Origin of the sequence: Micrococcus luteus, assembly GCF_022664405.1 — a bacterium.
Lineage (GTDB): Bacteria > Actinomycetota > Actinomycetes > Actinomycetales > Micrococcaceae > Micrococcus > Micrococcus luteus.
This window is the reverse complement of the sequence record NZ_JAKRLB010000018.1, coordinates 34,758-56,926: the sequence shown is the minus strand read 5'-3', so window position 1 is coordinate 56,926 and position 22,169 is coordinate 34,758. Positions and strand designations below refer to the sequence as shown.

The following is a 22,169-nucleotide window of genomic DNA, read 5'->3' as shown; positions in this document are numbered from 1 at the left end:
CCACGTTCCCGTTGCCGATCACCGCCACCTGCGTGGCCTCCAACGGCCAATGCCGCGGCACATCCGGGTGCCCGTCATACCAGGACGCGAAGTCCGCGCCACCGAACGAGCCGGCCAACTCCACCCCGGGCACGTCCAGGGCCGCGTCCCGCACAGCCCCGGTGGAGAACACGATCGCGTCGTAATGCCGACGCAGATCCGCCAGGCTCAGGTCCGTGCCGTAGTCCACGTTGCCCAGGAAACGGATGTCGCCGCGGTCCATGACCTTGTGCAGGGCGGTGACGATGCCCTTGATGCGCGGATGGTCCGGGGCCACCCCGTAACGGATCAGACCGAACGGGGCCGGGTACCGGTCGAACAGGTCGATGCTGACACGGAAGTCCCGCTCCTCCTTGGTCAGGATGTCCGCCGTGTACACCCCGGCGGGTCCGGCACCGATGATGGCGATGCGCAACGGGCGGTCAGGGCGAACGGTCACGGCGGGTGGGTCCTTTTCGACGACGGCGGGGCGCGCCGGCAGGACGCAGGGCGGGGCCCGGCGCCGGCGCGCGGGATCGACCCCCCAGTCTACCGCCGTGACCGGGAGGAACCTGGGTGAGAGTGCTCACCCGGACCGTACAGTGGTCCGCGTGAGCCCCTCCTCCCCCGCTGCCCGGCCCGGCGCGACCCCCGACGGCGCCGCCCCCGACACCGGCGCCCTGCCCACCGTCTCCCCTGCCCCGGACGACGACCCGCGCGGGCTGGCCCTCGGCTTCACCGCCTACTTCGTGTGGGGCCTGCTGCCGCTCTACATGGCGATGCTCGCGCCCGCCGGGACCCTGGAGATCGTGGTGGTGCGCATCGGCTTCGCCCTGATCTTCTGCCTGCTGCTGCTGACCGTGATGCGCCGCCTGCGCGAGCTGGGGACGGCGCTGGCCACGCCCGGCCGCTGGGGCACCACGGGTCTGGCCGCCGGGATCATCGCGGTGAACTGGCTGCTGTACGCGGTCTCGGTCACCACGGGCAACGTGCTCCAGGCCTCGCTGGGCTACTTCATGAACCCGCTGGTGAACGTCCTGCTCGGCGTGCTCTTCCTCGGGGAGCGGCTGCGGCGGGGCCAGTGGGTGGCCGTCGGGATCGCGGTGGCCGCCGTCGTCGTGATGTCCGCGGCGATGGGGCAGGTGCCGTGGATCGCGCTCGGGCTGGCCACCTCGTTCGGGCTCTACGGCTTCGTGAAGAAGCGCTTCCCCTCCCCCGTGCACGCAGTGACCGCGATGACCGCCGAGACCGTGGTGCTGATCCCCGTGTTCGTGGTGGGCAGCGTGCTGCTGGCGCAGGCCGGGCTGCTCACCACGGTCACCGAGGGGCCCGGCCACTTCTGGCTCATGGCCGGGCTCGGCGTGCTCACCGCCGTTCCGCTCATCCTGTTCTCGGCGGCGGCCCGCTCCCTGACGCTGACCACGCTCGGGATGCTGCAGTACACGGCGCCCATCCTGCAGTTCCTCGTGGCGGTCACGGTGCTCGGCGAGCAGATGCCCGCGGCCCGCTGGGCGGGCTTCGGGCTGATCTGGCTGTCCCTGGCGGTGTTCACCGTGGACCAGCTGAACGCCTCCCGCCTGCAGCGTCGGGCGGTCCGGGCCGGGCGGGGCGCGCACGCCTAGACTGACGACATGCCCGCCAAGCCCCCCGCCCCCGTGTACCTCCCGGCCTTCCAGCGGCTCGTCCCGGACCTGCTGGGCGACGCCTGGGCCGAGGACGACGGCCTCGCCCCCGCCGACGTCGACGCCCGGCTGGCCCAGTCCCCCGCGGCGGAGCAGCTCGGCGCCGGGCTCATGATCCCGGCTGCTCTCCGCGAGTTCTACCTCGCCCTGGGCAACTGCGGCGACCTCATGGAGACGGACCACTACGTGTGGGACCCCGAGGACCTCGAGGTGCGGGACGGCTTCCTCATGTTCCTGGAGGATGCGGACGAGACGGTCGTGTGGGGCCTGCCGGTGGACAACCTGGCGTTGCCGGACCCGCTGGTGTGGCGGCGCTCCGCCGGTGCCGACGCGCCCGAGGGCGAGTGGCAGGACGAGGGCGGCACCTTCAGCGAGTTCCTGACGGACCTGCTCGCGTGGACCTTCGAGGACCCCGAGGACGACGACGAGGGGCCGGACCGGTGACCGCGCCCGCCCCGGTCTCCCACGCCCCGGACGGCTACGTCTGCCCGTTCTGCGGGCTCGTGGCCGGCGACGTCTCCGACCCGGGCAACCGCTGCGAGCTCGGGGACACCGTCTACCAGGACGAGGACCTGATCGTGCTGATCGCCGTGGACGGGTTCGGCGACCACGAGGGCCACGCCATGGTCTGCCCGGCCGAGCACTACGAGAACCTCTACGACCTGCCCCCGCGCGTGCTGCAGCGCATCGCCCTGATGGCCCAGCAGGTGGCGCTGGCCATGAAGCGCGCGTGGGCCCCGGACGGGGTCTCCACGCGCCAGCACAACGAGCCCGCCGGCAACCAGCACGTGTGGCACTACCACCTGCACGTGTTCCCCCGCTTCGAGGAGGACATGCTCTACCGGCAGCTGCGCCACCCGGTGGCCCCGGAGGTCCGCGCCGGCAAGGCGCGGGAGCTCGCGGCCGCGCTGGACCCCGCCCCGACCCGCCTGGACTGAGCGGCCGCCCCGGATCGAGGCGGCGACGCCGCCGACCGCGGCGTCAGGCCGAGCGCCCGACCACGTAGTCGGCGAACGCCTCGAGCGCCGCCTTCACGGCGGAGTCCGGCAGCGGGGCGAGCGCCTGCTTGGCCTGCTCCGCCCAGCCGCGGGTGATCGCCCACGCCTCGTCGATGGCGGGGTGGCCCGTGAGCGCGGCGACGGCGGCGGCCAGCTGCTCGTCGGTGTCGAGCGGCCCGTCCACGAGCGCGCGCACCCGGCGGGCGTCCTCGGCCTCCGGCCCCTCGCCCTGCGCGGCGCGGGCCAGCAGCAGCGTGGTCAGGGTGGGCACGCGCTCGCGCAGGTCCGTGCCGGGGACCTTGCCGATCCGCTCGGCGTCGCCGGTGAGGTCGATCAGGTCGTCGGCGAGCTGGAAGGCCAGGCCCACCTTCTCGCCGTATGCGCGCATCACCTGGACGGCGGCCTCGTCGGCCCCGCCCAGCAGCGCGCCGAGCATGCCCGCCGCGGCGATCAGCGAGCCGGTCTTGCCGGAGAGCACCGCGTAGTAGTGCTCGATCGGATCCGCGCCCTCGGCCGGGCCGCGGGTCTCCCACAGCTGGCCCTGCACGAGGCGTTCGAAGGTGTCCGCCTGGATCTGCACGGGCCGCGGGCCGAGCTCGGCCATGAGCTGGGAGGCGCGGGCGAAGATCAGGTCGCCGGCCAGGATCGCCGCCGAGTTTCCCCACAGTCGGTGGGCGGCGGGGGCGCCGCGGCGCACGGGGGCCTCGTCCATCACGTCGTCGTGGTACAGCGTGGCCAGGTGCGTCAGCTCCATCACGACGGCGGCCTGGCGGGCGGGCGCGTCCACGTCGGCGACCTCGCCGGAGGCCAGGGCGGGGTCGCCCAGGAGGGAGGCGAGCACCGTCAGGACCGGACGGACCCGCTTGCCGCCGGCGGCCAGCAGGTGGTGGGCGGCGGTGTCGGAGAAGAGGTCGTCGAAGCCGAGGGCGCTGTCCAGCTGCTCCTCGACCTGCTCGAGCGCGGTCAGCACGACCTCCAGGACACGGCCGTGCTCGGCGAGGGGTTCGAAGCCGGAGGGCAGGGCGAAGCCGGGGTCTGCGGTGGTCACCGGGCAAGCCTACCCAACGGCGCGCCGCCCGCGGTCGTCAGCGCGGGGGTGAGCGCCTCGAGCACGCGGACGGCCCGGTCGACGGCGTCGCCGCCCCGCGCGTCCACCGTGTTGCCCATGACCTTCACCGCGGCCCGCAGCAGCGGGGGTGCGGCCATCCCGGCGCCCAGCGCCGCCTTCATCACGCGCGGATCGCCGATCAGGCGGGCGAACCGGGCGCCGAGGGCGAAGTGGCGGCCCCACAGGTGCTGGGTGATCACCGGGTAACGGGACAGGATCGCGTCCGCGGCGCCGTCGGTCCCGGCCGCGTGCGCCTGCACCGCCAGCTCCGCGGCGAGGCGGGCCGCCTCCATCGCGAACCCGATGCCCTCGCCGTTGAACGGGGACACCATGCCGGCCGCGTCGCCCACCAGGAGCATGCCCGGCACGTGCTGCGGGGTGCGGTTGAACGCCATCGGCAGGGCCGCGCCGAGGATCCGCGAGGTGCGCGTCTGCTCGGCGATCCCCCAGTCCGCGGTGAGCGCCCCGGTCCAGGACTTCAGCAGCCCGCGGTAGTCCAGCTTCCCGAACTGCGGGGAGGTGTCCAGGATGCCCAGGCCCACGTTCACGGTGCCGTCCGCGAGCGGGAACAGCCAGCCGTAGCCGGGCAGCGGGTTGCCCTCGGCATCCGGCAGGCGCAGCCAGGACTCCATCCACTCCCCCCGGTCGCCGGGCGGGGCGGGGATCGCCCCGTCGACGGCGGCGCCGGCGGTGTAGTAGGCCCGCACGGCCACGCCCATGGGCCGGTCCTCGCGGCGGTGCAGGCCCGCGGAGACGGCGGCGCGGGCGGAGACGCCGTCGCACGCGAGCACGATCGGTGCGGTGAAGCGGGCGGTCTCCCCGGTCTTGCGGCCGTTCGGCGCGATCAGCTCCGCGTCCAGCCCGACCACGCGTCCGGCCTCGTCCCGCACGACGCCGGTGACGGCGTGCCGCTCGCGGACCTCGGCGCCGCGGGTGCGCGCCAGGTCCGCCAGGAGGGCGTCGAAATCGCGTCGGGTGCGCGTGAGCGCGTAGTCCGGCCAGGTCTGGGTGGGCGCCCACGGCACGTCCACGCTGCGCTCGCCCGCGCGCAGCCGCAGGCCGCGGATGACGCGCCAGCCGCCGTCGTCGCCGGGCTCACCCCGGTGGGGCACGCCGAGCAGCTGCAGCTCCCGGACCGCCTGCGGGGTCAGGCCGTCGCCGCAGACCTTCTCACGCGGGTGCGCGGTCTTCTCGAGCACCACCACGTCCAGCCCCGCCGCGGCGAGGTGGGCGGCGGCGGTGGCGCCGGCGGGGCCGCAGCCGGAGATCAGCACGTCGGCACGGCGCACGACGGCGGGGGTCGAGGCGGGCGCGGGCGACGTCGGCGTGCCGGTCACTGGGGGGCCTCCTCGGCGGCGAGCTCGGCGGTGGGCGGGGCGGGGGCCGGGCCGGCGTCCGGCGCGGGGTCCGGGACGGGGCACGCGGGCGGGAACGTGGCGCGCACCGCCGCGGCCAGGGCGGCGGCGACGCGCGGGCGGTCGGCGCGGTCGCAGCGGACCTCGAGCAGACGCCGGCCGCGCACCGGGTCGGACAGGGCCCGGACGAGGTCGACGCGGTCGGTGACCCGCGTGTGCGGGACGCCGTACGCGGCGGCCAGGGCGGCCAGGTCCACGCCGTGCGGGGTGCCGAAGAGCCGTTCGATGGGGTCCGCCATGCCGGGCGCCTCGGCCACGGCCCCGTGTTCGAGGCTCGCGAAGATCGCCCCGCCGTCGTCGTTGACGACCACGAGGTCGAGGTCCGGCTCGGTCTCGGTGGGGCCCACGAGCAGGCCGCCCGCCTCGTGCAGGGCGGTGAGGTCGCCGAGCAGGGCCACGGTCCGCCGTCCGCGCGCCAGTGCGACGCCCGCGGCCGTGGAGACGGTCCCGTCGATCCCGGCGAGCCCGCGGTTGGCGTACACCTCCGCGTCCGGCGCCGAGGGGGGCCGCCAGGTCAGGTCCACGTCCCGGATCACCGAGGACGAGCCCAGCACGAGCGGACCCCGGACCATGGCGGCGCTCACGTGCGCCACCGTCTGCGGGCTGAGCCGGTCGCCGGCGTCGGTGGTGACGAGCACGTCCTCCACGGCGGCCTGGGCGCGCATCGAGGCGTGCTGCCACGCGGCGAGCCAGCCGGGCTCGCCCTGCCCGGCGAAGGCGGCGAGCTCCTCGAGGGTCTCCACGGGCGTCTCCCGGCGCCGGCCCGGCTCGAACCACGGTGCGGGCTCGGGGGCGTGCAGGGCCGTGGCGACGTCGGGGCGGGCCAGCAGCGCGTTGACCGTCCGGGTGAGCGTGGGCCGGCCGAACAGCACGACCCGTTCGATGCGGGCGGCCAGGGGGTGTGCGTCCGCGTCGCGCCCGCCGGCCGCGCCCAGCAGGAGCGGGTACGCGGCGATGGCGTTGGCGGAGAACCGCGCGTTCGAGGACGGCTCGGCCAGCAGGGGCAGGCCCAGGGACAGCGCGAAGGCCGCGGCCGCGGGGCCGGCACCGTGGCAGGCCAGCACGACGGTGCGCCGCTGGTCCAGGCGGGCGACGTCCAGCTCGGGCAGCCCCGAGAGCACCGCCCCGGGCGCCCGGTAGGCCGACGCGGCGGCGGCCGGGCTCGCGCCGGTCGGGGCGACGGCCGGAGCAGGGGTGTGCGGCGCCGCGGCGGCGGCGCCCATGGCGGCCGCCTCCTCAGGGCTCGGCACGAGCGGGTCGCGGAAGTGCAGGTTCAGGTGGACGGGTCCGGCCGGGGCCTCGGCCATCGTCACCGGACCGGGCGCGCCGTCGTCGGAACCGGTCTCGGCGACGACCCCCTCGGCCGCCAGCAGGGCCCGGCGCACGGTGGCCCGCACATGGCGCAGATGCTGCTCGGCGTCCACGCCGTCGGCCGCGTCGCAGCCGAGGGAGGCGGCATGGCGGACGTGCGTGCCGAACACGTCCCTCTGGTCCGTGGTCTGGTTCGCGCCGGTGCCGTGCAGCTCGGGCGGACGATCCGCGGTCAGCGCGATCACGCGCGTGCCGGCGTGGAAGGACTCCATCAGGGCGGGCACCAGGTTCCCGACGGCGGTGCCCGACGTGGTCAGCACGCCCACCGGGCGCCCCGAGGCCAGCGAGAGCCCGTGGGCGAGGAAGCCGGCCGAGCGCTCGTCCACCCGCACGTGCAGGCGGACCTCGCCGGCGTGCTCGAGGGCCGCGAGCGCGTAGGCCAGCGGGGCGGAGCGGGAGCCGGGGCAGACCACCGCGTCCCGCATGCCGGCGTCGATCAGGGCGGTGGCGACGGCGCGCGCCACGGAGAGGGAGTCGACGGAGGTCATGGTGGCCACCAGTCTAGGCCCGGGCGCGGGCGGGCCCCGGACGCGGCGAGGCCGCCACGGTGACGCGGTGGCGCCGGCCGTGACGGCCTCGTCGAGGGTCCGCGCGGAGGCGGGGGTCAGCCCTTCGGGCCCTTGCCGTTGCCGTTGCCCTTGCCCTTGCCGTTGTTGCCCTTGCCCTTGTTGCCCTTCTCCTTGCCGGCGCCCTTGCCGATGCCGTTGTTCCCGGTGGCGTTGAACACCTGGACGACGCTCGGACGCGGGGCCGCGACCTTGTCGCCCACCTGGACCGGGCCGGTCGGGCTCAGGAAGTCCGGGAAGGAGGAGGTGTGCGCGCCCCAGGTGCCGTCCTCGCCCGGGTGCTGGACGTTGACGAACACGGAGTTGTCGCGGTCGTGGATCACGGGGCCGCAGGTCTCGGCGTCGCGCGGGACGGCGAGGAACTGCTGGACGCGGCCGCGCTCGGCGCCGTCGAGGGTGACCTTGTGCAGCGCGTCGGCGTAGCCGATGGTGCCGGGCTGGCCGTCGGTGGAGATCCAGAGGTTGCCCTCGGAGTCGAACGCCAGGTTGTCCGGGCAGGAGATCGGGGAGACCTTCTCCTTCGGGTAGCCGGCGAAGTAGGCCGAGGAGGAGACCGCCGGGTCGCCGGCGAGCAGCAGGATGACCCAGGTGAAGGCGGTGGAGGTGTGATCCCCGCCCTGCTCGGTGATCTCGATGACGTGGCCGTCGCGGTTGCCGATGACCGGGTTGGCCTCGTCCACGGCGGTGCGCTTGGTGTTGTTGGTCAGGGCCGCGTAGACCTTGCCGGTGACCGGGTTGGTCTCGACGTCCTCCGGGCGGTCCATCTTGGTGGCGCCCATCTTGTCTGCCGCGAGGCGGGTGTAGACGAGGACCTCGGCCAGGGACATGCCCGGGACGAAGGACGTCTTCTCGTCGGCCAGGGCGATCCACTCTCCGGAGCCGTCGAAGGCGCCGTCCGAGGGCAGGGTGCCCCTGCCGTCGATCTGGGCGGCCGGGGAGTCGCCGGAGAACCTGGCCACGTAGAGGGTGCCCTTGTCCATCAGGCGCATGTTGTGCTTCTTGTCGCCCTCGCGGACCTTCTCGGCCGAGACGAACTTGTACAGGTAGTCGTGGCGCTCGTCGTCGCCGGAGTAGACCACGGCGTGGCCGGACGGGGAGATCACGGCGGTGCCGGCCTCGTGCTTGAAGCGGCCCAGGAGGGTGTGCTTCACGGGCGTGGAGGTGGGGTCCTCGGGGTCGATCTCGACGACCCAGCCGAAGCGGTTGGCCTCGTTCTCGTAGCCGGGCTTGGTCAGGTCGAAGCGGTCGTGGACCTTCTCCCAGCCGCGGCGGGTGGCGGAGGTGGAGATGCCGTAGCGCTTCTCCTCGGCGGTGCCGCGGCCCTTGAAGTACTGGTTGAAGTTCTCCTCGCCGGAGAGCACGGTGCCCCACGGGGTGGTGCCGCCGGCGCAGTTGTTCAGGGTGCCCAGCACGCGGGTGCCGGTCGGGTCCTCGACGGTCGTGAGCAGCGCGTGGCCGGCGGCCGGGCCGCGGACCTCGAACTCGGTGGTGCCGGTGATGCGGCGGTTGCGGCGGCCGCCGCGGACGTACTCCCACTGGGCGCCGCGCTTGGCACGCTTGAGGTCCACGATGGACAGGCCGTGGGCCTGGAGGCCGACGTTGACGACGTCCTCGAAGTTCGAGGCGATGTACTCCGGGGAGAACATGATGTTCTCGTTGGTGTACTCGTGGTTGGAGACGAGGTAGCCGGAGCGGTCGTTGCCGCCGTCGGTGATGATGTTCAGGTAGTCGTTGTTGTAGCCGAACTGGGCGGCCTGCGACGCACCGGTCTGGTGCTCGATGTCGAACTCCGGGGAGTCGGCGAACAGCGGGTCGCCCCAGCGGATCACGGTGCCCCAGTCGTAGCCCTCCGGCACGGTCATGGTGTCCACGGTGCGGGTCACCGGGGCGATGGGCTCGAAGGGGAGCTTGCCGCCGCCGGTCGGGCGCCGGCCGTTGTCTGCGAGCGCCTCGGGGGCCTGGGCCACCTGGGAGCCGATGACGACGGCGGCGGCGAGGCCGGTGCCGCCGACCAGGGCGGAGCGGCGCGAGATGGCGGTCTCCGCGATCTGCTGGAAGGTCGGGTTCGCCGAGGTGTTGGGCACCGGGTGGGCGCACGCGTTGCCGCACTTGAGCTCGCACGTGACGGCGGAGCGGTTGCCACGGGTGTGGCCGGCCATGGGGAGGAGGCGCTTCAGCATGACGGGGTCCTTCGCGTCGTGGGGATGGTTCGGGGTCCGGTGCCGGGCCGGAGGCGACCCCGGGGGTGAGGCCGGCCGGGGCTGCCATCACCTTGGCCCCTCGCTCCGAGCGGCGAGCCACGCCCAGGTGGCCGCGAGTTGAACTCTTCCCGGCCGCCGGATTTCGTCCCGTTGACGTGCTGTAATCCGGCTCACATTCCCCGCGTCGACGGGGACCGGGCGGGCCCGTCAGCCCTGCGCGGCCAGCACCGCGTGGGCCGCGCGCAGGCGGTCGGCCCACCACGCCTGCCGCGCCCCGTCCGCCCGGACGCGGTCGAGCAGCTCCGGGTCGGGGGCGGGGGCCCGCTCCCCCGGTGCCGGGAGGGCCCCCGCGCGTGGGCGCCAGGCCGGGGCGACGACGTCGTGCTCGAAGAGGGCCGCGGTGCCGAGCCCGCATGCGTGCGGCAGGGACGGCAGGCAGGCGGCGAGCGCGGCGCCGCCGGCAATGCCCACGGAGGTGTCCAGCGCTGAGGAGACCACCGCGGGCAGCCCCGCGGCCGCCACGATCGCCGCGGCCCGGCGCACGCCCCCGAGCGGCTGGACCTTCACCACGATCAGGTCCGCGGCGCCGGCGGCCGCGACGGCGAGGGGGTCCTCGGCCTTGCGGACCGCCTCGTCCGCGGCGATCGGGGTGGGGACGCCCCGGGCGCGCAGCTCCGCGCGGACCTCCGCGAGGTCGGTGATGCCGGGCACGGGCTGCTCGGCGTACTCGAGGCCGACGTCGGCCAGCGCGGTGAGCACGTCGACGGCCTCGGCGGGCGTCCAGCCGGCGTTGGCGTCGACGCGGACCTGCGCGTGGGGCAGCAGCGCGCGCACCCGCCGCACGCGGGCCAGGTCGGCCTCGCGGCCGCCGGGGACGAGACCGCCCTCGGGTCCGTGCTCGGCCACCTTGACCTTGACCGCGGTGATGCCGTCGCCGTAGCGGGCCAGGACGGCCTCGACGTCGTCCGCGGCCACCGCGGGCACGGTGGCGTTGACGGGGACGGTCTGGCGGACCGGGCCGGGCCAGCCCTGCCAGCCGGCCTCGATCGCGGCGGCCAGCCACGCGGCGCACTCGTGCGGACCGTACTCCGGGAACGGGGAGAACTCGGCCCAGCCCGCCGGGCCGCGCAGCAGCAGGGCGTGACGGAGGTCCGTGCCGCGGAACCGCACGCGCATCGGCAGGGCGACCGCGACGGCGTCGGCCAGCAGCTCCTCGACGCTCGGCAGGGCGGGACCGCCCGGCGCGCCGGGCAGCGGGGGCAGGGCGGGGGCGGTGCTCATGCGGCCAGTGTAGGAAGGGCGCTCGGCTCCCGTTCCGACGGGCGCCGGCGGGGTGGGACTGTCTGTGTCGGCGCCGACGCTCAGACGGCGCGGAGGTAGCCGAGGGCTCGGGCCAGGTCCACGGCGCGGTCGTGGGCGCCGAGCACCCCCTCCAGGCCGGCGACGACGGCGGCCGTCACCTCCTCGGTGAGATGCCAGTCGGCGGTGAACGGGTCGTCGAAGCGCGCCCACGCCGTGCCCACGGCCGCGAGCGCGCGGGTCATCTCGGTGAGGTCCCGGAAGACCGGTCGCGGCTCGTCCAGGCGGTCCTCCCAGCCCTCGTCTCCCGGGGCCATGAGCACCTGGCCGGTGGAGGCCGCGTGGATGAACGGGTCGGCGCCCTGCTTGGCCACCACGGTCCAGTCGTCGTTCCAGTCCACCAGCAGCGCACCGGTTCGGGGGTTCCACCGGTAGCCGGCCTGCTCGTCCCACAGGCGGTCCAGCGGGAAGAACATCACAGGCAGGCCGAGGGTGTCGATCTCCAGCCACTCCGGTCCCACGTAGCGGTAGAAGTCGGCCAGGTCCGGGGCGAGGGGCTCCTCGGCGGCCCACTCGATGGGCTCCTGCCGGCTCAGCCGGCCGAAGGGGGCCAGGGCGTCCCGGGCGGCCAGCAGGTCCTCGGCCGAGAGACGGGGCCGGGCGCCCGGCTCGACGCCCGGGCCGTGAGCCGAGCCGGTGGAGTCGCGGAGGGCCGGGCGATGTCCGTGGGCGGGGGGCACGCGGGTCATGGCCCCAGGCTAGGCAGGCGGCTCAGGGGCGCGGAGGACGGGACGGCGACGGGGGCGTGACCGTCCGATGAAGCCTGCATGACGGCTGCGCGTCCGACACAATGGAACCCATGCCCCCCACCGCCCGCGCCCCCCGCCGCCTCCCCTCGTGGACGTGGTGGCTGGCGCTGGCCGCGTGCGTGGCCGGCGTCGTGCTGGTCTACGCCGCCCTGGTGTGGTCCTCCGCCGGCCAGGTGCTCGAGTACCAGGTGTTCCGCGCCGTCGAGGAGCGCTACGCGGACACCGTGCCGGACGTGACCTCCCAGGTGGTGCGGATCCTGCCGCTCGCGTTGGCGGTCGGCATGGCGCTGGCCTCGCTCGGCGCGCTCGCCGTGGCCCGGTGGCGGCGGCGGGGGCTGCTCGCCCTCCTCGTGCTGGCCGGGTCCAACCTCACCACGCAGCTGCTCAAGGCGGCGCTTCCGCGGCCCGAGCACGCCGACGGGGTCCCGTGGTCCGGCGGCAACTCACTGCCCTCGGGCCACATGACGCTCGCGACGGGCGCCGCGGTGGCCGCGCTGCTGCTCGTGCCCGCCCGGTGGCGACCTCTCACCACCGTCCTCGGCGCCGTGGTGAGCTCCTGCACCGGCGCCGTCGCCTACACGGAGGCCTGGCACCGGCCGTCGGACATGGCCGCCGCGGCGCTCGTGTCCGCCGCCTGGGGCCTGCTCGCCGTGCCGTTCGCCCGGTACGACGGCGCACCGCGGCCCGTACCGCGCGGCGCCCGCGGCGTGGAGGCCACGCTCTGGTCCCTGGGCGTCGCGGGCCTGGCGGCCGGGCTGACGCTGCTGGCCCTCACCCTCGACACCCCCGCGACCAGCGGCGCCGGCCCCCACCCGGCGGCCGAGCCGGCCGGGATCCTGCTCAGCGCCTCCCCCGCGGTCCTGCTGTGGGGCGCGCTCGGCACGGCCTTTCGCCGCGGCCGCGCGGACTGACCCCTCCCCGCACGCTCACCGCACCCCCACCACGCGACGAGCCCTGCGATGTGGCGGCCATCCGCGAGGTATGGCCGCCACATCGCAGGGCTCGTCCGGGGTCGGGGCGGGCGGGGATCGTCCGGATCAGATCCGGGCGAGGGCCGCCGTCGGGTCGTGGAGGCAGTCCGCCACGAACGTGAGGAACGCGCTCGCGGTGGCGCCGTCGGTGACGCGGTGGTCGAAGGTCACGGTCATCTCGGTGACCTTGCGGACCACGATCTCCCCGTCCACGACCCACGGGCGGTCGATGATCCGGCCGATGCCGAGCATCCCGGCCTCGGGCACGTTGATGATCGGCGTGGCGCCGTCCGTGCCCAGCGGGCCGTAGTTGTTCAGCGTGAACGTGCCGCGGGTGAGCTCGGCCGGGGCGGCCCTGCCCGCGCGGGCGCGGCTGACGGTGTCGTTGATCGCGGCGGTGAGCTCGTCCGCGGACAGCTTCTCCGCGTGCTCGACGGACGGCACCATGAGGCCGCGGTCGGTCTGCACGGCCAGGCCGAGGTGGACGCCGTCGACCTCCACGATCTCGTCCTGGCCGTCCGCCCCGGCCTCGATGCGCGCGTTCATCACCGGGTACCGGCGCAGGCCGGCCAGGGTGAAGCGGGCAATCAGGCCGAGCAGCGAGGGCGCGTTCTCCGGGTCCTTCGCCTTGAGCGCGGCCCGCAGCTCGAGCAGGGCGGTGACGTCGACGTCCAGCCACGCCGTGACCTCCGGGACCTCGCGGCGCGAGCGGGAGAGCTGGTCCGCGATCACCTTGCGCACCCCCGAGATCGGGGTGCGGGCGACGACGGCCAGGCCGGTCCGCCCGTCCACGGCGCCCGGCTGCGCGGTGGCCGCGGCCGCCGGGGCGGCGGCCGACGGGGCCGGGGTCGGGGCGGTCTGCGGCGCGGAGCCCTCGGCCGCGGCGAGCACGTCGGCGCGGGTGATCAGGCCGTCCGGGCCCGTGCCGGTCAGCGCGGCCACGTCCACGCCCTTCTCGCGGGCGAGCTTGCGGACGATCGGGGAGGTCACGCGCGGGGCGCCGGCCCCGGCCGTGGGGGCCGGTGTCGGGCGGGCGGCGCCGCGGCCGCGCTTGGACGGACGGCTGCGGGAGGTGGCCCTGTGGCCGGAGGTGCCGTAGCCGATGAGCACGGCGCCGGAGGCCTCGTCGTCGGAGCCGGCGACGTCGCCGTCGCCGCCGCGGGCCTTGTCCGGCTTCGGCTGGACGCCGGCCATCTCCTCCTCGCGGTAGCTCAGCGCGCCCGGGCGGGCGGCCTCGGCCGCCGCCGCACCGGTCGACGGCGGGACGGCGAGGGTCTCGGTGCCGGCGACGGGCGCGGAGCCCTCACCGGACTCGCCGGCCGCGCCGATGGTGATCAGCGGGCTGCCGACGTCCATGGTCTCGCCCTCGGCGCCGTGCAGGGTCAGCACGGTGCCGGCGTACGGGCTCGGCACCTCGACGAGGGCCTTGGCGGTCTCGACCTCGACCATGGGCTGGTCGACGGCCACGGTGTCGCCCTCGGCGACGAGCCAGCGGACGATGTCGGCCTCGGTCAGGCCCTCGCCCAGGTCGGGCAGCAGGAAGGTGTTGCTCATGCGCGGGCCTCCTCGGCGTCCAGGTCCCAGTTCAGGTCGTCGATCGCGTCCAGGTCCCAGTTCAGGTCGTCGATCGCGTCCAGGATGCGGTCGATGTTCGGCAGGTGGTGCTCCTCGAGCTTCGGCGCGGGGAACGGGATGTCGAAGCCGGTCACGCGGCCCACGGGCGCCGCCAGCGAGTGGAAGCAGCGCTGCTGGATCCGGGCCACCAGCTCGGAGGCCACGGACGCGAAGCCCTGCGGCTCGGCGACGACGACGGCGCGGCCGGTCTTGGTGACCGAGGCGGTCATCGTGTCCTCGTCCAGCGGGTTCACGGTGCGCAGGTCCACGACCTCCACCGAGAGCCCCTCCTCCGCGGCCGCCTGGGCGGCGGCGAGGCAGGTGGGGACGGAGGGGCCGTAGGAGACGAGGGTGACGTCCGTGCCCTCGCGGACGACGGCGGCGCGGGCCCAGGCCTCGCCGTGCTCCTTCTTGTCCTCGACGCGGGCCCAGCCCTCCTCGAACTCGGCGCGCAGCTGGTCGAGGTCGAGCTCGGCCTTGGTCCAGTACATCTTCTTGGGCTCCATGAAGACCACCGGATCGTCCAGGCGGATGGCCGAGCGCAGCATCATGTACGCGTCCTTCACCGAGGCCGGGGTGTACACCTTCAAGCCCGGGGTGTGCGCGTAGTAGGACTCGGAGGAGTCGCAGTGGTGCTCCACGCCGCCGATGCCGCCGCCGTAGGGGATGCGGATGGTGATCGGCATGGGCGTGGCGCCCTTGGTGCGGTTGCGCATCTTGGCCACGTGCGAGGCGATCTGCTCGAAGGCCGGGTACGCGAACGCGTCGAACTGCATCTCGATCACGGGGCGGGCGCCGCCGAGGGCCATGCCCACGGCCATGCCCGCGATGCCGGACTCGGCCAGCGGGGTGTCGAAGCAGCGCTCCTCGCCGAAGCGCGCGGTCAGCCCGTCCGTGATGCGGAAGACGCCGCCGAGGGTGCCGACGTCCTCGCCGAACACCACCACCATGTCGTCGGCGGCCATCTCGTCGGCCAGCGCCGCGTTGAGCGCGGCGGCGAAGGTCAGGGTCGCCATGCTCAGGCCTCCTGGTTCTCGGAACGGGACAGCTCCTCGGCCAGCTGCGCGCGCTGGGCGGCGAGCTGCGGGGTCTGCACGGAGTAGACGTGGTCGAACAGCTCGAGCGGATCGAGCTCCGTCTCGGCGTTCATGGCGTCACGCAGCTGCTGCGCGACGTCCTCCGCGTCGCGGGCGATCTGGGCCGAGACCTCCTCGGTGAGGGCGCCGGTGGACTCGAGGTAGGCGGTCATGCGGCGCAGCGGGTCGCGCGCCTCCCACTCCTTCACCTCGGCGTCGTCGCGGTAGCGCGAGGGGTCGTCCGTGTTGGTGTGCGCCTGCATGCGGTAGGTGTCCGCCTCCACGAGGAAGGGGCCCTGGCCCTGCCGGCACAGCTCCACGGCGCGGCCCAGCACGGCCAGCAGGGCGCCGAGGTCGTTGCCGTCCACGCGCTCGCCGGCCAGGCCGTAGCCCACGGCCTTGTGGGCCAGGGACGGGGCGGCCGACTGCTTGGCGAACGGCACGGAGATGGCGAACTTGTTGTTCTGCACGAAGAAGATCACCGGCAGCTTGAACACGGCCGCGAAGTTCAGCGCCTCGTGGAAGTCGCCCTCGGAGGTGCCGCCGTCGCCGACCATGGCCAGGCACACGACCTCCTCGCCGCGCAGGCGGGCGGCCTTGGCCATCCCGACGGCGTGCAGCATCTGGGTGGTCAGGGGCGTGGACTGGATGGAGACGTGGTGCTTCTGGGGGTCGTAGCCCTGATGCCAGGTGCCCTGGTAGGCCACCATCACCTCGAGCGGCGGGACGCCGCGGGCGATCACGGCCACGGTGTCGCGGTAGGTCGGGAACAGCCAGTCGTCCTCGCCCAGGCAGACGGCGGCGGCGACCTCGGAGGCCTCCTGGCCATGCGAGGACGGATAGACGGCCATGCGACCCTGGCGCACCAGGGCGTAGGCCTGGTCGTTGACGCGGCGGCCGATGACGAGGTGGCGGTAGGCGGCCAGCAGCTCCTCGTCGGAGGGCAGGGGATACTCGTGGCCGGGCTCGGTGCCCTGCTCCTCCGGGGCCAGCAGAGTGCCGTCCTCGCCGATCAGCTGGATGCGGCGGGCGGCGGGGAGCAGGTACTCCTCGAGGGAGATGCCGAAGGCGGCGCCGGCGTTCGGGCGGGTCTCGGCCTCGTCGGTCCGGACGGCCCCGGGCACGGCGGGGGTGGGGTCACTCATGGCGGGTCCTCTCGATCTGTGGCCTTCAGTGTGCCCAAGAGGATCAATGTGTCGCTCGCCCGCCCGGGATCACGAGACAATCGGGTGCAAACCAGGCACTCCATCGGACGAACTGCTATTGTGACTCGTGCCACGTAGACGGTCCGCCGCCGCGTGGCCGACCCCGTCCGCCCCGCCCCAGGAGGAGCCATGGCCGCCGAGCCGCTGGACCGCGTGGACCGCGCGATCGTCCGCGAACTGACGCAGGACGGGCGGATGTCCGTCGCGGCCCTGGCCGAGCGCGTGCACATCTCCCGCGCGCACTGCTACTCGCGTCTGAACCGCCTGCAGGACGCGGGCGTGATCACAGGCTTCACCGTGCGGGTCGACCCCGTCAAGGTCGGCTTCGGGGCCTCCGCCCACGTGACCATGAAGCTGCGTCAGCACGACTGGCGAGAGCTGCGCGCCACGCTCCTGGCCATCCCCGAGGTCTCCCACGTCTCCCTCGTGGGCGGGAACATGGACGTGATCCTGCTGGTCCGCGCGCGGGACACCGCCGACCTGCGCCGTGTGATCTTCGACGAACTGCAGACCCTGCCGAGCGTCGTCGACACGCAGACGTACATGGTCTTCGACGACCAGGCCTCCGGGCAGACCATCCCCCCGGACGAGACCGCCGACTGAGCCGACGGTCCGGCGCCCCGGTCAGCGCGAGCGCACGACGACGGGCGGCGGGTCCGCCACGGCCCCCGGCCCGCGCGGCAGCACCGCGGCGAACACGACCGCTCCGACACCGCAGACGACCGCGAGGGAGCCGACGCCGACGGCCAGCCCGGCCGCGGCGGTCGCCCCGGAGAGCAGCAGCGGCCCGGCGAGCATCCCCGCGTCGGACATCGAGCGCCACAGACCGAGGAACGGGGCGCGCGCGTTCGGCGGCGAGTGGTCCGCCCCGAGGGTCATCACGATCCCCGCGCCGAAGCCGTTGCCGATGCCCAGCAGCACCGCCGCCGCCGCGAACGCCGTCGGCTCCCGGGTGAGGCTGATCGCCAGGAACCCCGCCCCCAGCAGGGTCAGGCACGGCACCGCCACAGCGCGCCGGCCGAAGCGGTCCATGAGCCGACCCGAGGGGTAGAAGAGCAGCAGGTCCGCCGCGCCGGCCAGGCCGAAGACGAGCGACGCCGTCGCCGCGTCCAGGCCCAGGTGCGTGGCCCACAGCGGGATGACGGCGTTGCGCGCCGCGCGGGCGGCGGAGACGGCCACGACACCGAAGCCGGCCGTGAGCAACGCCCCGCGTCGGGCGCGCGCCACGTCCAGCAGCCGGGGTCGACCGGCCGGGCCGGGCTCCTCCCCCGCCGCCGGATCGGACGCCGGCACCGGCAGATCCCGGATCCGCAGGCACAGCAGGGCGCCGACGGCCATGGCCGCGGCGGCCGCGGCGAACGCGCCGTCCAGCCCGAGCGGGGCCTGCGCGGCGGCACCCAGGAACGGGCCCAGGAACGTCCCGATCCGCACGGTCCCGCCGAGCGTGGACATCGCGCGGGCCCGGTGCGTGGCCGGCACCGCCACCGCCAGGTACGCCTGGCGGGCCAGGTTGAACCCGGCCCCGGCCATGCCCACGGCGAGCACCGCGGCCAGGAACAGCGCCAACCGCCCTGGCTCGGCCACCCCCGCCGCCGACGGCCCGGAGGACACCCCGGCCGTCGTCGCCCAGGCCAGACCCGCGCCGACCGTGCCGAGCCCGGCGGAGACGACCATGGTGACCCGCTCCCCCGCCCGGGCCGCGAGCGCCGAGGCCGGCCCGTTGGCCACGAGCGAGCCGAGCCCCACCAGCAGCACGACGGCAGCCGCCCGCGCCGCGTCCAGGCCGAGGGCCAGCGCCGCCACCGCGAGCGCGGGCGTCATGGCGCCCAGGCCGACGGCGTAGACGGTGGAGGGGGCGTAGATCTGCACGGCGTCGCGCAGCGCCTCCCGGGTGCGGGCGGCGGAGGCGGAGCGGGGACGCATGCCCGCGAGCGTAGCGGGACGGCACGCGCGCGATCGTCGTGGGACCGGGTCACTACGCTGGTGCCATGGCCTCCCGCACCGCCTCTCCACCGCCCTCGCCCGCCCCGTCCCCCGCCGCTGCCCGCGGCGCCCTGGACCGGTACTTCCGCATCACCGAGCGCGGCTCGTCGGTGGGCCAGGAGTTCCGCGGCGGCCTCGCCACGTTCCTGGCGATGAGCTACATCGTGGTGCTGAACCCGCTGATCCTGTCCGGGCCCGACTCGGCCGGGAACACCCTGGGCATCCCCGCCGTGGCCGCCGTCACCGCGCTCGTGGCGGGCGTCATGACCATCGTCATGGGCGTGTGGGCGCGGCACCCGTTCGCGGTGGCCGCGGGCCTGGGCGTCTCCGCGTTCGTCTCCATCACCATCGCCACGACGCCGGGGCTCACCTGGCCCCAGCTGATGGGCCTCGTCACCCTCGCCGGTCTCGTGATGCTGGTGCTCGTGGTGACCGGCTTCCGCCGTGCCGTGTTCGACGCGGTCCCGGAGGCGCTGAAGTCCGGCATCGTGGTGGGCATCGGCCTGTTCATCGCACTGATCGGCCTCGTCAACGCCGGGTTCGTGCGGCGGCTGCCGGACGCCGCCGACACCACGGTCCCGGTGGGCCTGGGCACGGGCGGCGAGCTCGAGGGCTGGCCCGTGCTGGTCTTCGTCGTCGGGCTGCTGCTGACCGCGGTCCTCGTGATCCGCAAGGTGCGCGGCGCCATCCTGATCGGCATCGTCGTGGCGACGATCCTCGCCAACGTGCTGGAGGCCGTGTTCCACATCGGCCCCTCCGTGGACGCCGACGGGAACGCGGTGCCCACCGGCTGGTCCCTGATCGCCCCCTCCCTGCCCGAGTGGACCGCCCCGGACCTGCACCTGCTCGGCAGCGTGGACCTGTTCGGCGCCTTCACCTCCGTGGGCGGGCTGATGGCCTCCCTGCTCGTGTTCGCGATCCTGCTCTCCGTGTTCTTCGACGCGATGGGCGTCTCCGTGGGCCTGGCCCGCGAGGCCGGCACCGTGAACCCGGACGGCTCCATCCCCGACCTGAACCGGGTGCTCGCCGCGGACGCGCTCGCGGTCGCCGTGGGCGGCGCCGCCTCCGGCTCGGCGCACCAGATCTTCGTGGAGTCCGGCACCGGCATCGGCGAGGGCGCCCGGACCGGCCTGGCCTCCGTGTTCACCGGCCTGTTCTTCCTCGCGGCCGTGTTCCTCTCCCCGCTCATCCACCTCGTGCCGTTCGAGGCCGTGGCCCCCGCGCTCGTGGTGGTCGGGTTCATGATGTGCCAGCACGTGGTGCAGATCGACTGGTCCGACCCGGGCGCGGCCTTCCCGGCGTTCCTCACGTTCATCCTCATGCCGTTCACCTACTCGATCGTCAACGGCATCGGCGCCGGCGTGGTGGCCTACGCGGTGATCCGCACGGGCCAGGGCCGCGGCCGCGAGGTGCACCCGCTGCTGTGGTTCGTGGCGCTCGCGTTCGTCGCGTACTTCGGGCTCGGCGTGGTCCGGGCGGCGCTCGGCCTGAACTGACCCGCCACCCCCGACGGCGGCGCACCGGACCGGTGCGCCGCCGTCGTCGTGTGCGGCGCGGGGTGTCGGCCCCGCCCCGCGCGGCGTGATGGGATGGGCCGCATGCCCCAGACCACGTCGCACGCCCCCGTCCCGCCGTCCGCCTGCGCCGAGCCCGTGACCCGCCGCCACCACGGCCACACGTTCCAGGACGACTTCGAGTGGCTGCGCGGCAAGGCGGAGCCCCGCGTGCTCGAGCACCTGGCCGCCGAGAACGCGTACACCGAGGCCGTGACCGCGGACCAGGCGCCGCTGCGCGAGGCGATCGTCGGCGAGATCAAGGCCCGCACGGTGGAGACGGACCGCTCCGTGCCCGCCCGCCGGGACGGGTGGTGGTACTTCGTGCGCACCCGCGAGGGCGCCGAGTACCCGATCCACTGCCGCGTGCCCGCACGCGACACCGGCGACCTCGAGGCCGACTGGACCCCGCCCGTCATCACCCCGGACGCCGCCCTGCCGGGCGAGCAGGTGATCCTGGACGGCAACGCCGAGGCCGAGGGCCACCCGTTCTTCGCGCTCGGCGGCCTGCACATCAGCCCGGACGCCACCCGGGTGGCCTACGCCGTGGACCACACCGGCGACGAGCGCTTCACCCTGCGCGTGCGCGAGATCGCCACGGGCGAGGACCTGCCGGACGCGGTCGAGAACGTGGCCCACGGCGTCCGCTTCGACCGCTCGGGCACCCGCGTGTTCTACACCGTGTGGGACGACTCGTGGCGGCCGTACCAGGTCAAGGCCCACGTGCTCGGCACCGACCCGGCCGAGGACGTGATCCTGCACGAGGAGGCCGACCCGGGCATGTGGACCGGCTTCGAGGGCGTGGCCGACCGCACCCAGCTGCTGATCGGCGTCGGCAACTCGGAGGTCTCCGAGACCCTCGTGGTCGACCTGCCGGAGGACCCCGCCGCGCCCCTGCCGGCCCCGCGCGTGCTGATCCCCCGCGCGTGGCGGATGCTCGCCGACGTCGAGCCCGTCACCGACGCCGACGGCGTCCGCCGGCTGCTCGTGGTCCACGACCGCGCCCTGGACGACGACGGCGCCCCCGTCGCCGCGCCCAACGGGATGCTCTCGGTGGTCGCCGAGGCGGACGTCGCCGACCGCGGCGCCTGGCGCACCGTCGTGCCGCACCGCGAGGACGTGAAGGTCGACGGTGTCATGGTCACCCTGACCCACGCCGCCCTGGCCGTGCGCCGGGAGACGACCCCGCGCGTCGTCGTCACCGAGCTGGACGCCGTGCTGGCCGGGCAGGCCGCGCACTGGCGCGAGCCCGCGTTCGACGAGGAGCTCTACGCGTGCCATCTGTCCGCGACGGCGGCCGAGTCCCCGTTCCTGCGGCTGGCCTACACGTCCTGGATCACGCCCGCGCGCGTGCTGGACGTCTCGGCGGCGACGGGCGAGGTGCACCTGCGCCGCGAGACGGAGGTGCCCGGCTACGACCCGGCCGACTACGTGGCCGAGCGCGTGTGGGCGCCGGCGTCCGAGCCGTCGTCGGTGACCGGGGAGGACGTGCGGATCCCCGTCACCGTGATCCGGCGCCGCGACGTGAAGCCGGACGGGACGGCCCCGTGCGTGGTGTACGGCTACGGCTCCTACGAGATGTCCATGGACCCCGTGCTGGGTGTGGCCCGGCTGTCCCTGCTGGACCGGGGCGTGGTGTTCGCGGTCGCGCACGTGCGCGGCGGCGGCGAACTGGGCCGGCGCTGGTACGAGGACGGCAAGAAGCTGGCCAAGCGGCACTCCTTCACGGACTTCGTGGACGCCACCCGGCACCTCGTGGACCTCGGCTGGGCGGACCCGGCGCGTGTGGCCTGCATGGGCGGCTCGGCCGGCGGCCTGCTCATGGGCGCGGTACTGAACCTCGCGCCGGAGCTGTACCGGGCGTGCCTGGCGGTGGTGCCGTTCGTGGACGCGCTCACCACCATCCTCGACCCGGAGCTGCCGCTGTCCGCGCTCGAGTGGGAGGAGTGGGGCAACCCGATCGAGGACGCGGCCGTGTACGAGGCCATGCGCGCCTACACCCCGTACGAGAACGTGCGGGCGGTGGACTACCCGGCGATCGCCGCGGTCACCAGCCTGCACGACACCCGCGTGCTCTACGTGGAGCCCGCCAAGTGGGTGGCGCAGCTGCGCCGCACCGTCACCTCGGACCAGGCGAGGCCGCTGGCCGACGGCGGCGCGCCCGTGCTGCTGCGCACCGAGATGGACGGTGGGCACGGGGGCGCCTCCGGCCGGTACCAGGGCTGGGAGGACACCGCGTGGGAGTACGCGTTCCTGCTCACGGCGCTGGGGGCCGTCGAGCGGCTGGACTGACGGGGCGG

The 22,169-nt window shown here is 74.8% G+C and carries 18 protein-coding genes; 7 read left to right on the top strand and 11 right to left on the bottom strand.

Features of this window, described 5'->3' with window-relative positions:
* On the bottom strand, positions 1 to 478 hold a 478-nt coding region (locus MF605_RS09085; RefSeq protein WP_242821270.1), incomplete at its 3' end, for an FAD/NAD(P)-binding protein.
* Between the two features lie 142 nt (positions 479 to 620).
* Between MF605_RS09085 and rarD the strand changes: the two genes are divergently transcribed.
* From rarD to MF605_RS09070, 3 genes are read left to right on the top strand one after another with little or no spacing between them, the layout of a single operon-like run.
* On the top strand, positions 621 to 1,640 hold the full coding sequence (rarD, locus tag MF605_RS09080) for an EamA family transporter RarD (protein ID WP_134415914.1): 1,020 nt from the start codon (positions 621 to 623) through the stop codon (positions 1,638 to 1,640).
* Between the two features lie 9 nt (positions 1,641 to 1,649).
* Entirely contained in the window at positions 1,650 to 2,144 is a 495-nt protein-coding gene (locus MF605_RS09075; RefSeq protein WP_041104945.1) for a hypothetical protein, read from the top strand.
* Positions 2,141 to 2,638, top strand: a complete 498-nt coding sequence (locus MF605_RS09070; RefSeq protein ID WP_134415767.1) for an HIT family protein — start codon at positions 2,141 to 2,143, stop codon at positions 2,636 to 2,638. The genes MF605_RS09075 and MF605_RS09070 overlap by 4 nt, the downstream gene beginning before the upstream one ends.
* A 43-nt stretch (positions 2,639 to 2,681) precedes the next feature.
* Here the strand turns inward: MF605_RS09070 and MF605_RS09065 are convergent, their stop codons facing one another.
* From MF605_RS09065 to MF605_RS09040, 6 genes are all read right to left on the bottom strand, one after another.
* Entirely contained in the window at positions 2,682 to 3,746 is a 1,065-nt protein-coding gene (locus tag MF605_RS09065; RefSeq protein WP_134415769.1) for a polyprenyl synthetase family protein, read from the bottom strand.
* Complete coding sequence (locus tag MF605_RS09060; RefSeq protein ID WP_036318070.1) at positions 3,743 to 5,143, bottom strand: geranylgeranyl reductase family protein; 1,401 nt, start codon at positions 5,141 to 5,143, stop codon at positions 3,743 to 3,745. The genes MF605_RS09065 and MF605_RS09060 overlap by 4 nt, the downstream gene beginning before the upstream one ends.
* Positions 5,140 to 7,080, bottom strand: coding sequence for a 2-succinyl-5-enolpyruvyl-6-hydroxy-3-cyclohexene-1-carboxylic-acid synthase (gene menD / locus MF605_RS09055; protein ID WP_134415771.1), 1,941 nt, complete (start codon positions 7,078 to 7,080; stop codon positions 5,140 to 5,142). The genes MF605_RS09060 and menD overlap by 4 nt, the downstream gene beginning before the upstream one ends.
* A 116-nt stretch (positions 7,081 to 7,196) precedes the next feature.
* Positions 7,197 to 9,338, bottom strand: coding sequence for a PhoX family protein (locus tag MF605_RS09050; protein ID WP_134415773.1), 2,142 nt, complete (start codon positions 9,336 to 9,338; stop codon positions 7,197 to 7,199).
* 228 nt (positions 9,339 to 9,566) lie between these two features.
* Positions 9,567 to 10,640, bottom strand: a complete 1,074-nt coding sequence (locus MF605_RS09045) for an o-succinylbenzoate synthase (protein ID WP_134415775.1) — start codon at positions 10,638 to 10,640, stop codon at positions 9,567 to 9,569.
* 80 nt (positions 10,641 to 10,720) lie between these two features.
* The gene (locus MF605_RS09040) at positions 10,721 to 11,407 is read right to left on the bottom strand and encodes a hypothetical protein (RefSeq protein ID WP_036317999.1); all 687 of its coding nucleotides are present in this window, start codon (positions 11,405 to 11,407) and stop codon (positions 10,721 to 10,723) included.
* A gap of 110 nt (positions 11,408 to 11,517) precedes the next feature.
* Between MF605_RS09040 and MF605_RS09035 the strand changes: the two genes are divergently transcribed.
* A complete protein-coding gene (locus MF605_RS09035; RefSeq protein WP_041104931.1) occupies positions 11,518 to 12,378 on the top strand; it encodes a phosphatase PAP2 family protein in 861 nt (286 codons plus the stop codon).
* A 126-nt stretch (positions 12,379 to 12,504) separates the two neighbouring features.
* On the opposite strand, the gene MF605_RS09030 is transcribed toward MF605_RS09035, so the two are convergent.
* Genes MF605_RS09030 through MF605_RS09020 form a run of 3 tightly spaced genes read right to left on the bottom strand, consistent with a single transcriptional unit; the run spans position 12,505 to position 16,273 of the window.
* Entirely contained in the window at positions 12,505 to 13,992 is a 1,488-nt protein-coding gene (locus MF605_RS09030) for a dihydrolipoamide acetyltransferase family protein (RefSeq protein WP_134415777.1), read from the bottom strand.
* Positions 13,989 to 15,068, bottom strand: coding sequence for an alpha-ketoacid dehydrogenase subunit beta (locus tag MF605_RS09025; protein ID WP_134415779.1), 1,080 nt, complete (start codon positions 15,066 to 15,068; stop codon positions 13,989 to 13,991). The genes MF605_RS09030 and MF605_RS09025 overlap by 4 nt, the downstream gene beginning before the upstream one ends.
* A gap of 2 nt (positions 15,069 to 15,070) precedes the next feature.
* Positions 15,071 to 16,273, bottom strand: coding sequence for a thiamine pyrophosphate-dependent enzyme (locus MF605_RS09020; protein WP_041104050.1), 1,203 nt, complete (start codon positions 16,271 to 16,273; stop codon positions 15,071 to 15,073).
* Positions 16,274 to 16,462: 189 nt separating this feature from the next.
* Here MF605_RS09020 and MF605_RS09015 point away from each other — a divergent pair, with 189 nt between their 5' ends.
* Complete coding sequence (locus tag MF605_RS09015) at positions 16,463 to 16,936, top strand: Lrp/AsnC family transcriptional regulator (RefSeq protein WP_036316705.1); 474 nt, start codon at positions 16,463 to 16,465, stop codon at positions 16,934 to 16,936.
* A 21-nt stretch (positions 16,937 to 16,957) separates the two neighbouring features.
* Here MF605_RS09015 and MF605_RS09010 read toward each other — a convergent pair whose 3' ends face one another.
* Positions 16,958 to 18,256: an MFS transporter gene (locus MF605_RS09010; RefSeq protein WP_134415781.1), complete on the bottom strand. Its 1,299-nt coding sequence runs from the start codon at positions 18,254 to 18,256 to the stop codon at positions 16,958 to 16,960.
* Between the two features lie 65 nt (positions 18,257 to 18,321).
* Here MF605_RS09010 and MF605_RS09005 point away from each other — a divergent pair, with 65 nt between their 5' ends.
* Together MF605_RS09005 and MF605_RS09000 are read left to right on the top strand one after the other, a co-directional pair.
* Entirely contained in the window at positions 18,322 to 19,812 is a 1,491-nt protein-coding gene (locus MF605_RS09005) for an NCS2 family permease (protein WP_134415783.1), read from the top strand.
* A gap of 102 nt (positions 19,813 to 19,914) precedes the next feature.
* On the top strand, positions 19,915 to 22,161 hold the full coding sequence (locus MF605_RS09000; RefSeq protein ID WP_113913867.1) for a S9 family peptidase: 2,247 nt from the start codon (positions 19,915 to 19,917) through the stop codon (positions 22,159 to 22,161).
* Positions 22,162 to 22,169 lie beyond the last annotated feature (8 nt).